At 61.3% G+C, this 12,380-nt stretch carries 10 protein-coding genes; 6 read left to right on the top strand and 4 right to left on the bottom strand.

Annotated elements, in window-relative coordinates; translation table 11 throughout:
• Positions 1-178 precede the first annotated feature (178 nt).
• On the bottom strand, positions 179-1,159 hold the full coding sequence (locus EKH55_RS18775) for a LacI family DNA-binding transcriptional regulator (protein WP_192803839.1): 981 nt from the start codon (positions 1,157-1,159) through the stop codon (positions 179-181).
• A 93-nt stretch (positions 1,160-1,252) separates the two neighbouring features.
• On the opposite strand from EKH55_RS18775, the gene hisD reads away from it, so the two are divergent.
• The 4 genes from hisD to EKH55_RS18755 are packed head-to-tail and all read left to right on the top strand — an operon-like array spanning position 1,253 to position 6,380.
• Positions 1,253-2,563: a histidinol dehydrogenase gene (gene hisD, locus EKH55_RS18770; protein ID WP_151612359.1), complete on the top strand. Its 1,311-nt coding sequence runs from the start codon at positions 1,253-1,255 to the stop codon at positions 2,561-2,563.
• Positions 2,560-3,333, top strand: a complete 774-nt coding sequence (locus EKH55_RS18765) for an SDR family NAD(P)-dependent oxidoreductase (protein WP_151612357.1) — start codon at positions 2,560-2,562, stop codon at positions 3,331-3,333. The genes hisD and EKH55_RS18765 overlap by 4 nt, the downstream gene beginning before the upstream one ends.
• A 22-nt stretch (positions 3,334-3,355) precedes the next feature.
• Entirely contained in the window at positions 3,356-4,930 is a 1,575-nt protein-coding gene (locus EKH55_RS18760) for a Re/Si-specific NAD(P)(+) transhydrogenase subunit alpha (RefSeq protein ID WP_151612355.1), read from the top strand.
• 16 nt (positions 4,931-4,946) lie between these two features.
• Positions 4,947-6,380, top strand: coding sequence for an NAD(P)(+) transhydrogenase (Re/Si-specific) subunit beta (locus tag EKH55_RS18755; protein WP_151612353.1), 1,434 nt, complete (start codon positions 4,947-4,949; stop codon positions 6,378-6,380).
• 110 nt (positions 6,381-6,490) lie between these two features.
• Here EKH55_RS18755 and EKH55_RS18750 read toward each other — a convergent pair whose 3' ends face one another.
• Positions 6,491-7,531: a LacI family DNA-binding transcriptional regulator gene (locus tag EKH55_RS18750; RefSeq protein WP_246231917.1), complete on the bottom strand. Its 1,041-nt coding sequence runs from the start codon at positions 7,529-7,531 to the stop codon at positions 6,491-6,493.
• 165 nt (positions 7,532-7,696) lie between these two features.
• On the opposite strand from EKH55_RS18750, the gene EKH55_RS18745 reads away from it, so the two are divergent.
• Positions 7,697-8,584, top strand: a complete 888-nt coding sequence (locus EKH55_RS18745; RefSeq protein WP_151612349.1) for a TIM barrel protein — start codon at positions 7,697-7,699, stop codon at positions 8,582-8,584.
• Positions 8,585-8,644: 60 nt separating this feature from the next.
• Positions 8,645-9,538, top strand: coding sequence for a sugar ABC transporter substrate-binding protein (locus EKH55_RS18740; protein ID WP_151612347.1), 894 nt, complete (start codon positions 8,645-8,647; stop codon positions 9,536-9,538).
• A gap of 36 nt (positions 9,539-9,574) precedes the next feature.
• Here EKH55_RS18740 and EKH55_RS18735 read toward each other — a convergent pair whose 3' ends face one another.
• Entirely contained in the window at positions 9,575-10,447 is an 873-nt protein-coding gene (locus EKH55_RS18735) for an SMP-30/gluconolactonase/LRE family protein (RefSeq protein ID WP_151612345.1), read from the bottom strand.
• A gap of 11 nt (positions 10,448-10,458) precedes the next feature.
• Entirely contained in the window at positions 10,459-12,336 is a 1,878-nt protein-coding gene (gene iolD / locus EKH55_RS18730) for a 3D-(3,5/4)-trihydroxycyclohexane-1,2-dione acylhydrolase (decyclizing) (RefSeq protein ID WP_151612343.1), read from the bottom strand.
• Positions 12,337-12,380: the final 44 nt, after the last annotated feature.

Here is a 12,380-nt window from a genome sequence, read left to right as displayed (position 1 = left end):
ACATCTGGTGCTCGGTTTTTCCATCTGCACCAGGGGGCAGGAGCGACGCTCTTGTCGTGGCCCCAGGTTTGATCGGCGCCAACAATGAGATCGCGAGATGCCGTCCTCGTCGTATTTAAGAGACATAAGACATCAGCAAAGCGGCAAGAACCGCCACAACCTTCGCGCAAACCTAAATTCAAGCGCTACCACGACGCATTATAAGACCCGACAGCATTCTGGTGATGCCATCGTCTCCCGCCTTGACCGCCGGATCGTCGATGATGCTAAGCGCTTCTTGCACCATGCGTTCGACCGGCTGGCGGATTGTGGTCAAGTCGTAGGCATTCCAAGAGGCCATCGGAATATCGTCGAAACCGACGACGGCAAGGTCTTCCGGCACGCGGATGCCGCGCTTTCGTGCAACGTCGATCAGTGCGAGCGCCATGATGTCGTTGCAGCAGAAAATGGCGTCAGGTGGATTCTGCGCAGACATCAGCGTCTCGCCGGCACGGTAGCCGCATTGGTAATCGAACTCACCCGATGCCTGCGCGTAGATCGACTGCCCTGCTTCCGCAAGAACGTCGCGAAGTCCGCGCAAGCGCTCAGCATGCGTAGAGGTGTTCGCGATACCGCCGATAAAGCCGATTTTTTGGTTGCCGCGCTCTAAAACTATGCGGCCGGCATCGCGGCCGCCTTGATAGTTGTCGCAGGCAACGGCGTTGATGCGGATGTCGCGCTGTATCCGGTTCAGGAGAACAACCTTTATCTGATGCTGTCGGCAGGCGCGCGTCATCCTAGAGGTCAGTTGCGCTGATGTGACGATAATCGCCGATGGACGCGACGCCAGGATCTGGTCGGTTGCCACGTCAACATCAGCGTTGGCCGGAAGCGCGTATACAATAAGTTGGCGGCCAGTTTCCTGTAGACTCTGGGCCAGCGTGTCCACGACAGTCGGATAGAACGGATTCAGCAGATCGCCGGAGACCAGCGTGACTGTTCCGGCCGCAATCATATTGGCCGTCCGCCGTGCGGGGCTGACATAGCCGATCTCCTCGGCAGCGGCGAGGATGCGTTTCTTTTTCTCCGCCTCGATCGGTGCGCCCGGCGAAAAGGCGCGGGAGACCGCCGCCACCGAGACCCCTGCTGCATGCGCGACCTGCTTCGCCGTCGGCTTCATTCTCAACTCCATTGAAAGTTTTTCACTCAGGTTATGAAAACTTGCAATTGACCTATAGCGCCATATCCTCGCCGCCGAAAGGGAGAGACATCCATGGCCATTACCTATCTCAAGCGCGGCAAGCCCGAGGCGGCCCGCTCCGAAGACGACGCCAAGGTTCGCACCACCGTCGAAGGCATCCTCAAGGATATCGAAACGCGCGGCGACGCCGCCGTGCGCGAGCTGTCGGAGAAATTCGACAAGTATTTGTCCGCCTCATTCCGCCTGAGCGAGGATGAGGTCGAGGCGCTGATGAACAAGGTGTCGCCGCGCGATATGGAGGACATCAAGTTTGCGCAGGCGCAGGTGCGCAGTTTCGCGCAGGCCCAGCGGGATTCGATGCTGGACATTGAAGTCGAGACGTTGCCCGGCGTCATCCTCGGTCACCGAAACATTCCGGTCCAGTCTGTCGGCTGCTATATCCCCGGCGGCAAATTCCCGATGGTCGCCTCGGCGCATATGTCTGTGGCGACGGCCTCCGTCGCCGGCGTACCGCGCATCATCGCGGCAACGCCACCCTTCAAAGGAGAGCCGAACCCGGCCGTCATCGCCGCCATGAAGCTCGGCGGCGCGCATGAGATCTATGTGATGGGTGGCATCCAGGCGATTGGCGCCATGGCGCTCGGCACCGAAACGATCAAACCGGTCGACATGCTGGTCGGCCCCGGGAACGCTTTCGTCGCTGAAGCCAAACGCCAGCTCTACGGCCGTGTCGGCATCGACCTTTTCGCCGGTCCGACCGAGACCATGGTGATCGCCGATGAGACCGTGGACGCCGAGATCTGCGCGACGGATCTGCTCGGCCAGGCCGAGCATGGCTACAATTCCCCCGCCGTGCTGATCACCAACAGCCGCAAACTTGCCGACGCAACGCTGGTGGAGATCGAGCGCCTGCTCGCCATCCTGCCGACGGCCGAGACCGCGCGGCGTAGCTGGGAGGATTACGGCGAGGTCATCGTCTGCGACACGCATGAGGAGATGCTCGACGTCGCTAACGACATCGCCAGCGAGCATGTCCAGGTCATGACGGACCGCGACGACTGGTATCTTGAGAAGATGCACAGCTACGGCGCGCTCTTCCTTGGCGCCCGCACCAATGTCGCCAACGGCGACAAGGTCATCGGTACCAACCACACCCTGCCGACGAAGAAGGCCGGCCGCTACACCGGCGGCCTCTGGGTCGGCAAGTTCTTGAAGACCCACAGCTACCAGAAGGTGCTGACAGACGAAGCGGCTGCGATGATCGGTGCATACGGTTCGCGTCTCTGCATCCTCGAAGGTTTTGTTGGCCACGCCGAACAGTGCAACGTGCGCGTCCGCCGTTATGGAGGCCGCAACGTGGGTTACGGGCAGGCCGCGAAATGACCTCGTCCGCCTTACCGCGTACTCCGTCCTTCCGCCTCAACGGCAAAACTGCGCTTGTCGTTGGTGCATCGTCAGGCATCGGCCAGGCGGCCGCCATCGCCCTTGCGGAGGCCGGCGCTCAGGTCACGCTTGCAGCTCGTTCGATTGGAAAGCTCGGGCGGACCGTGGAAGCGTTGAGGGAGATCGGGCTCAGTTCGATCGCACTGGCAATGGATGTTGAAGACGTCGAGTCCACCGAGCGGGCCATCGAAGATGCTCCGGCGTTCGATATCCTCGTCAACAGCGCGGGGCTGGCTCGCCATGGGCCGGCGCTCGAGACCACGCTGTCTGACTTCGATACGGTAATGGGGACCAATGTGCGCGGCGCGTATTTCGTCACCCGCGCTGTTGCCCGGAAACTTGTTGCGGAAAAACGCAGCGGTTCGCTGATCAACATTTCTTCGCAGATGGCGCATGTCGGCGGCATCGACCGTGCCGTCTACAGCGCAACGAAACATGCCGTCGAAGGCTTTACCAAGTCGATGGCGATCGAATGGGGCCGGCACGGCATTCGGGTGAACACGATCTGCCCGACATTCATCCGCACGCCGTTGGCGGAGCAGACGTTTTCCAACCCGGAGCGGGTGCAATGGATCGAGGAGAAGATCAAGCTTGGGCGCATAGGCGAGCTGACGGACATTATGGGGCCAGTGACGTTTCTTGCTTCTGACGCGGCAGCAATGATCACGGGATCTGCACTTATGGTCGATGGCGGCTGGACCGCCGGCTGAACACGTGAACAGGAATGAGCCGATGAAAATTGCCACACCGCGCGAGGTGTTTAGGGGAGAGGCGCGTGTCGCGATGACGCCAGATAGCGCCAAACAACTTCAGAAATTGGGATATCAGTGCCTTGTAGAAATCGGCGCGGGACTGCCTGCGGGTTTTTCGGACGAGGCGTATCGGGCTGCGGGCGTCGAGGTGGTTGCGGATGCGGGTGCCTTGTGGACGGAAGCCGAGGTGATTGCCAAGGTGCGGCCGCCCGAGGCAGGCGAGATGGAGCGGTTGTCGGCGGGCAAGACGCTTATCTCGTTCTTCTATCCGGCACAGAACAAGGACCTGCTCGAACAGGCACGGGCAACCGGCGTCAACGTCATCGCCATGGATATGGTGCCGCGCATCTCGCGTGCCCAGAAGATGGACGCCCTGTCGTCGATGGCCAATATCGCCGGCTATCGCGCTGTCATCGAGGCCGGCAGCAATTTCGGGCGGTTCTTCACCGGCCAGGTGACGGCGGCCGGCAAGGTGCCGCCGGCGAAGGTGCTGGTGATCGGTGCAGGCGTCGCCGGTCTTGCCGCCATCGGCACGGCGACCTCGCTCGGCGCCATCACCTATGCCTTCGACGTGCGCCCGGAAGTTGCCGAGCAGATCGAGTCGATGGGCGCCGAGTTCGTCTATCTCGATTTCGCCGATCAGCAGCAGGATGGCGCCGCGACCGGTGGCTATGCCGCCCCGTCCTCGCCGGAATTCCGCGAGAAGCAGCTGGCCAAGTTCCGCGAACTCGCACCGCAGATCGACATCGTCATCACCACGGCGCTGATCCCCGGCCGTGATGCACCCAAGCTCTGGCTGGAAGACATGGTCACGGCGATGAAGCCGGGCTCGGTCGTGGTCGACCTTGCAGCCGAACGTGGCGGCAATTGCGACCTGACGGTGCCCGACCAGAAGATCGTGTCGCCGAACGGCGTCACCATCGTCGGCTATACCGACTTCCCGAGCCGGATGGCCGCCCAGGCCTCGATGCTCTATGCTACCAACATCCGCCACATGATGACGGACCTGACGCCGGGCACGGATGGTGTCGTCGCCCACAACATGGAAGACGACGTCATTCGTGGTGCCACGGTCACCAAGGATGGTGAGATCACCTTCCCGCCGCCACCGCCAAAAATCCAGGCGATCGCCGCGCAGAAGCCGAAGGAAAAAGCCAAAGAACTGACGCCTGAGGAGAAAAAGGCCAAGGAAGTCGCCGCCTTCAAGGCGCAGACGAAGAGCCAGGGCATCCTGCTGTTCGTCGCGACCGCTCTACTGCTCGTGGTCGGTTCCGTCGCGCCGGCCAGCTTCATGAGCCATTTCGTGATCCTCGTGCTCGCCTGCTTCGTCGGCTTCCAGGTCATCTGGAATGTCAGCCATTCCCTCCACACGCCGCTGATGGCGGTGACGAATGCCGTCTCCGGTATCGTCATTCTCGGCGCGCTTCTTCAGATCGGCTCGGGCCATTGGCTCGTGGTGACGCTGGCGGCCCTGTCGGTGCTGGTCGCCACGATCAACATCGTCGGCGGGTTCCTCGTCACGCGCCGTATGCTCGCCATGTTCCAGAAGTCCTGAGCTAGAGGCCACAATCATGACCATCGGTATCGTTTCGGCCGCCTATATCTCTGCGGCTGTTCTCTTCATCCTGTCCCTCGGTGGCCTGTCCGGTCAGGAGAGCGCCAAGCGCGCCGTCTGGTACGGCATTGTCGGCATGGCGCTCGCCGTCGTCGCCACCATCTTCGGACCCGGCGTCGGCAACTGTTTCATCATTCTCTTCATGATATCAGGCGGTTCGGTGCTCGGTTATTACGTCGCATCGCGCGTGCAGATGACCGAGATGCCGCAGCTTGTCGCTGCACTGCACTCCTTCGTCGGCCTGGCCGCCGTCTTCATCGGCTTCAATGCCCATATCGAAGCGGCCAACATTGCCGGCATGGACGAAGCCGCGCGTTCAGCCCTATCGGGCTTTGCCGGCATTCTCGCCCACAAGACGCCGGTAGAACTTGCCATCATGAAGGTCGAGGTCTTCCTCGGCGTCTTCATCGGCGCCGTCACCTTCACCGGTTCGGTGATCGCCTTCGGCAAGCTGGCCGGCAAGGTCGACGGCAAGGCGAAGAAACTTCCCGGCGGACATTTCCTCAATGCGGCTGCCGCGATTCTGTCGCTGCTGCTGCTGTTGATTTATGCCAACGGCGCGGGTGCCTGGACGCTTGTTGTCATGACGCTTCTCGCCTTCTTCATCGGCTATCATCTGATCATGGGCATCGGCGGCGCCGACATGCCCGTCGTCGTGTCGATGTTGAACTCCTATTCCGGCTGGGCGGCCGCCGCCATCGGCTTCACGCTCGGCAACGATCTGCTGATCGTCACCGGCGCGCTGGTCGGCTCCTCGGGTGCGATCCTGTCCTACATCATGTGCAAGGCGATGAATCGCTCCTTCATCTCGGTCATCCTCGGCGGCTTCGGCGGCACCACGGGACCGGCGATGGAGATTTCGGGCGAACAGATCGCCATCGACGCTGACGGCGTTGCCTCTTCGCTCAACGATGCCGACAGTGTCATCATCGTTCCAGGCTACGGCATGGCGGTGGCGCAGGCCCAGCAGTCCGTGTCCGAGCTTACCCGCAAGCTGCGGGCAGCGGGCAAGACGGTGCGCTTCGCCATCCACCCCGTCGCCGGCCGCCTGCCGGGCCACATGAACGTGCTGCTCGCCGAGGCCAAGGTGCCCTACGACATCGTTCTGGAGATGGACGAGATCAACGACGACTTCCCCAACACCGACGTTGTCATCGTCATCGGTTCCAACGACATCGTCAATCCGGCCGCCCAGGAAGACCCGAACTCGCCGATTGCTGGCATGCCGGTGCTCGAGGTCTGGAAAGCCAAGCAGGTGTTCGTCTCCAAGCGCGGCCAGGGCACCGGCTATTCCGGCATCGAGAACCCGCTGTTCTACAAGGACAACACCCGCATGTTCTACGGCGACGCAAAGAAAGCGGTTGACCTTTTGCTTCCCAACATCGCTTGATACTGCAAAAGAAGGTCGATGCATCGCCCAGCTATCGTGTCGCCGAAGCTCAAAAAATGGCTGCCACGTCAAAGAGATTGGACGTCCGTTTCAATTCACATGGATTCTCGTCACTTGCGTGCAGTAGATCCTCTCTCGACAAGCGGAGCTCGTATCAGATGAAGCGAATTTCCAGCGAGGTGCTCTCCGTCAATCATGCGCGCAAGTTGGTCCATCGCCCGGCCAATCATCGCATCACCATCCTGTCGGACTGTCGTCAGGTCGAAACTTGGCCACGCCGCAGCCGGGATATCATCAAACCCAGCGATGATCACGTCGTCAGGAACTGACAAACCTAGGGCTTTGACCGCTTCCATTGCACCGATCGCCATCAAATCGTTGGCGCAGAATATGGCGTCGGGTGGCTTGCGCGAGGAGAGAAGCTTTTTAGCTGCTTCGAAGGCCTCGTCGTGTCGGAAATCTCCGTAAGCCACAGCCACATCGTTGATGCCGTTTTGCCTAAGGCCACTCAGATACCCCGCAAAGCGGTCCTCACTCGCGAGATTGCCCTTTTTTCCCCCGATGTATGCGCACCGTCTCGCACCACGTTCCAAGAAGAGGGCAGCGACCTGGCGTCCGCCCTCCACATTGTCGCTGCAGATCGAAGCAACCCACTCGTTGGAGAGTTTATTGTTGAAGAGGACGACCGGCGTGTGCATCTTTGCGCAACGCTCAGCGGCCTCTGGAGAGACAATAGAAAGAGCCGAGACGATACCATCTACCCGGTAGCTTAGTATATCCGGAATGATCTCATCGATATATTCTCCGTGGTTCACGGAGAAGAGCATGACGTTCGAACCATATTTCTGAACCGCGTGAGAGAGTTTTTCGACCACGCCCGCGTAAAACGGGTTGTACAGCCCACCGCTCACGATGGCGATCAGAGAAGATTTGTGAGTCAGCATTATCTTTGGAATAATGCTCGGCCCATAACCTAACTCCTCGGCCGCCTTCATCACTTTTTCTCGAGTCTTCGGAGAAACGCTGGCACCCTCGGTAAACGTGCGGGAAACAGCCGACTGCGACACCCCCGCGAGCCGGGCGACGTCGATAGATGACGCGTATTTCTTTCGAAACGGCCCACCGTCCATGACTTTTGCGCTTTTTTTCAACTGGCGTCCGATCTGCTGGATCTCATTGGACCAGAAAATAGCATAGGAACAGGGAAATCCTAGCCAGATAGTGGATAGCTATTCAAAAATTATTGCATTGCTATGCAAATGCGGCTAGACGGTTGAGAGACCAGCGAAATGACCGTTGGAAAATGGAGGAATCCCATGCACGTGAAACTCGCGAACGCCCCGGTGTCCTGGGGCGTCGACTATGCCGACGACCCGAAGAACCCGCCATGGCATAAGGTCATGGACGAGATTGCCGAAGCTGGCTACAGCCACACTGAACTCGGTCCCTACGGCTTCTACCCGACCGACCCGAAAAAGCTCGCGAACGAGTTTCTGAGCCGCGGGCTGACTGTCGCCGCCGGCTTCGTCTTCCAAATCCTTCACGATCCCGCGAACACGGACGCCGTGCTCGAAAACACCGCTCGAACCGTCGAGCTGCTGTCGGCCGTGGGCGGCCGCTACCTCGTCACCATCGACCATATCTCCGAGGAACGGATGGCGACCGCCGGTCGCCGCGACTTCGCCAAGAAGCTGAGCGACAGCCAGTTCGAACATATGATCGGCCTCATCGACCGCATCGCCGATATCGCGCTCGCTTCCGGCGTGAAGCCGGTCGTCCATCAACATGCAGGCTGCTACATCGAGTTCGAGGATGAGATAGAAGGTGTACTCCAGCGGCTCGATGCCGAACGCGTCGGGATCTGCATCGACACCGGTCACATGGCCTATGCCGGGATCGATCCCGTCGCCTTCTACGAGCGGCATGCCAAGCGCGTGCAGTATTTCCATTTCAAGGATATCGACCCCGACGTCCACAAGCGCGTTCTGGCGGAGAAGATTCCATTCCTCGCCGCCGTCGAGCAGAAAATCTTCTGCCCGATGGGAGCAGGTGTGGTTGACTGGGAAAAGTTGGCCAACGCCATCAAGACGCTCGGCTATAACGGCGCTGCCACTATCGAGCAGGATATCGATCCGACGCTCTCCTTCGACCCGCTAGGTGACGCCCGCAAGAGCCTTGCCTATCTCAAGTCGGTGGGTTTCTGAGCACTCCGCGGGCGGCCTCAGCCGTCCGCCGACATTCGATACTAAGGATAGGGCTTACCTATGAGCAAGAGACTGAAAATTTATGCGGTCACCCATGATATCCTGGGCGATGTCTTCTGGGAGGTGTTCCGCCGCGGGTTGCTGGATGCTGCCGCGCGGTTCGATGTCGATGTCGAGCATCTGCGCCCCGGCAGGTTCTCGCCCGAAATACAGGCCGGCCTGATCGACGGCGCACGCCATGCCCGCCCCGACGGGATTATCTCGACGGTGCCGGACGTGGCGGCCGTGGAGGGCGCCCTGAAGGCGACGATCGCGGATGGCATCCCGGTCATCTGCGTCAACGCGAAGGACGGAAGGCCGGAAGGCGAGCGCATCCCCTACCTATTCTACATCGGCGGTGACGATTTCAACGCAGGTGAACTTGCTGGCCGCTATCTGCTGGAGAATGTGAAGCCGCGCGCGGCGATGTGTGTCGACCACTATCTCTATGAGCATATCTGCCATGGCGACCGCTGGCACGGTTTCAAAAGCGCTGTCGACAAGGCCGGCGTTCCCGCGGAACGTCTGCGCGTTCCGGGGGGCGAGCCGGAGGCCTGTGCCAGGGCCGTCGCCGACTATATGGAAAGCCATCCGGACGTGGACGCCGTCCTCACCCTCGGCCCTCCGGGCGCGCAGGCGGTCCTCGATGCCGAAGCCCTTGTCGGCTCCGGACGGACTTGGAAACACCTGACCTTCGACGTTGCCCAGCTCCAGCTCGACGGAATCCGCTCCGGTCGGATCATGGCGACGATCGACAGCCAGCAATATCTGCAGGGCTTCCTGGCGGTGCAGCACATGTGGATGCACAAGACCCAGGGCTTCACCCTCGCCGCCGATATCTATACCGGCCCCGCCATCGTCGACCTGTCAAATATCGATGAGGCCGAGCAGGGCGTGAAGGCTGGCACGCGGTAGAGAAAACCCGGGCGGCTCGCGCCGCCCGGGTTTCGTCTATTGGAAGACATGCGGTGGAAGCCCCCGCACGCCCGGTTCCACGACGAAGAGATCGCCGGAGTGGGGCTGTGATTTTCGCCCGTCTTCGTCCAGCAACCGCTTCGTCGTGATGATCACCAGATGCCGCAGATCGGGGCCTGCGAAGACGCAGGACGTCACCTGCGTCGCCGGCAGGACGATCTTGCCGATGCGCTTGCCCTCCGCCGAGAAGCGATGCACGGCCCCGCCGCCGAATTCGGCGATCCACAGGCCGCTCTCCGTATCGACCGCGACGCCATCGGGGATGCCGGTAAAGTCGCCGACGTCGATGAAGACCTCACGATTGCTGATTACCCCGGTGCCGGCGTCGTACTGGAAGCGCCAGATCTGCTTCGTTTCGCTGTCGGCGAAGACCATGTGCCTTGCATCCGGCAGCCAGGCCAATGTATTCGGCACTCTGACTTCGTTCAGGACCGTGGTTACCGAGCCCTCCTTTTCCAGCCGGTAGAGGCAACCGGTTGGAAAGCGGCCGAGGGTCGAGATGGAGCCGACCCAAAACCGGCCCTCAGGATCGCATTTGCCTTCGTTCAGCCGGTGGTCAGGCTTGTCCGGTTCCGGATCGATGATGAATTCAACTGTGCCCGACTCGGGGTCAATCCAATGGATTCCGTTCTGAAGGCCGGCGATGAGCCGGCCGTCTTGGGCCAGAGCCAGCGCTCCGCCGAGTGCCGGAAGTTCCAGCACCCGATCTTCGCCCGTGCTCCAATCATAGGCATGTAGCTTCTTGCCGGTGATATCCATGAAAAAGAGCACACCCCGGTCCGGATCCCAGACCGGGCACTCCCCAAGCTCCGTTTGCGCAGCAAGCAGCAGCTTCGGTTCGAGGTTCATTGCCTTTCTCCTCAACCGAGATAGCGCTGGTTGCGTTCGCCGGCGCGGAATTTCGTGGTCGCGTCGGAAACGGAACTGGTGTTGGTCACCTCCGCCGCGCCGACATCCCACCATACGCCGGAGCCGATGGAGCGGCCGCGCTTCTCCGCCTTGACGACGATTACCACCGGCCCGCGAACGGGGCGTGCCTTCGCCAATGCTTGCCTGAACTGTTCCTCGTCGGCGGCCGACAGCACCGTGGCGCCCATGGAGCGGGCATTTTCGGCATAGTCGACTTCGAGATAGCTGCCGTTGGGGCGAAGCACGTCGTTGTCGCGCGCGCGGAACTCGTTGCCGAGATTGTCGATGCCGGTCGAGTTTTCCTGCAGGTCGCGGATGCATTGGTAGCCGTAGTTCTCGACGACGACCACGGTGATCCTGGCGTTTTCCTGCACGGCGGTGACGATCTCGGTCGGCCCCATCAGATAGGTGCCATCGCCGATGAGGACAAAGATCTCGTCGTCGCCGCGATTGGCGAGCCGCGCGCCGATGGCGGCCGGGATTTCGTGGCCCATCGTGGAGAAGCCGAATTCCAGGAAGGCCTTCGAGCCGTTCGAGTTGTCCCATCCTTTGTGGATCTCGCCGGGCGGTGTGCCGGCCGCCGCGATCACCACGTCACCGGCCCGCGTCGCCTCGTTAAGGATACGCGTGATGGTGCCATAGTTCAGCTCGCCCCCGGGCGTCACGGCGATGTCATTGCGATAGGCTTCCTTCCATTCAGCCTGCCGCGACCTGATCTCCTCGCGATAGGTGCTCGCGGTCGCATAGCCGGCCGCGCGCAGACCCACCGCGATGCGCTCGATGGACAACCGGGCATCGCCGACCAACGGTACGCCGCGCAGTTTGTGAGCGTCGTAGCTGTTGTTGTTGATCGAGACGAAGGTGACATCGGGATCGTGGAACGCCGAGCGGGAGCCCGTCTGGAAATCCTGCAGGCGCGTGCCGATGGCCACGACGACGTCGGCCCGTTCGGCGATCCGCCCGGCCGCGCCCGTTCCGGTCACGCCCATGCCGCCAAGGCAGAACGGTGTGTCGAGGCTGACCCCCTTGCCGGCGTGGGTCTCGGCGACCGGAATCCCGAATTCATCGGCGAAGTCGCGTAGCGTGCGTTCGGCCGCTGAATAGCGCACGCCGCCGCCGGCGATGATCAGCGGCGAGCGGGCCTTCGAGAGCACGGCAATCGCCTCGTCCACATCGTCCTGCGATGGCTCGCGGCGGCGGATAACCCAGTTCCGATCGCGGAAGAATTCGACGGGATAGTTATATGCTTCGCCTTCGACATCCTGGGGGAACGAGATCGTGACTGCACCGGTATCGGCGGGATCGGTGAGCACGCGCATTGCCTCGGGCAGGGCGGTCAGGATCTGCTCGGGGCGCGAGATGCGGTCGAAAAAGCGGCTGATCGGGCGGAAGCAATCGTTGACCGTGAGATCACCGTCGACGGGATGCTCGAGCTGCTGCAACACGTTGCCCGTGCGGCGGTGCGCGAAGGTGTCGGAGGCGAAGAGCAGGACCGGAATCCGGTTCACCGTCGCGGTCGCCGCCCCAGTAATCATGTTCGTCGAGCCCGGGCCGATGGAGGCGGTGCAGGCCAGGGTCGCGCGGCGGTTCTTCATCTTGGCATAGCCCATCGCGGAATGAACCATCGCCTGCTCGTTCTTCGGCTGGTAATAGGGCAGGTCCGCGCCATATTCCTCGATCGCTTGGCTGATCGAGGCTACATTGCCGTGACCGAAAATGCCGAAGATGCCTCCGATGAGCCGTTCCCGGTCGCCGTCGAAGACCGAATATTGCTTCTGGAGATATTGAATGGTGGCCTGAGCCGCCGTCAGTCTGATCGTATTGGACATGTTTCCTCCCGCTGTGGCTAAGCCCTGCCTGCGATTTCGAGATT

Origin of the sequence: Sinorhizobium alkalisoli (assembly GCF_008932245.1) — a bacterium.
GTDB classification, from domain to species: domain Bacteria; phylum Pseudomonadota; class Alphaproteobacteria; order Rhizobiales; family Rhizobiaceae; genus Sinorhizobium; species Sinorhizobium alkalisoli.
This window is presented reverse-complemented; position numbering and strand designations above follow the sequence as displayed.

Bases quoted from the DNA above. Each gene is read 5' to 3' on its own strand.
- iolD (WP_151612343.1), bottom strand. From the start codon at position 12,336: ATGTCCAATACGATCAGACTGACGGCGGCTCAGGCCACCATTCAATAT.
- EKH55_RS18745 (WP_151612349.1), top strand. From the start codon at position 7,697: ATGCACGTGAAACTCGCGAACGCCCCGGTGTCCTGGGGCGTCGACTAT.
- hisD (WP_151612359.1), top strand. From the start codon at position 1,253: ATGGCCATTACCTATCTCAAGCGCGGCAAGCCCGAGGCGGCCCGCTCC.
- EKH55_RS18735 (WP_151612345.1), bottom strand. From the start codon at position 10,447: ATGAACCTCGAACCGAAGCTGCTGCTTGCTGCGCAAACGGAGCTTGGG.
- EKH55_RS18755 (WP_151612353.1), top strand. From the start codon at position 4,947: ATGACCATCGGTATCGTTTCGGCCGCCTATATCTCTGCGGCTGTTCTC.
- EKH55_RS18740 (WP_151612347.1), top strand. From the start codon at position 8,645: ATGAGCAAGAGACTGAAAATTTATGCGGTCACCCATGATATCCTGGGC.
- EKH55_RS18765 (WP_151612357.1), top strand. From the start codon at position 2,560: ATGACCTCGTCCGCCTTACCGCGTACTCCGTCCTTCCGCCTCAACGGC.
- EKH55_RS18775 (WP_192803839.1), bottom strand. From the start codon at position 1,159: ATGAAGCCGACGGCGAAGCAGGTCGCGCATGCAGCAGGGGTCTCGGTG.
- EKH55_RS18760 (WP_151612355.1), top strand. From the start codon at position 3,356: ATGAAAATTGCCACACCGCGCGAGGTGTTTAGGGGAGAGGCGCGTGTC.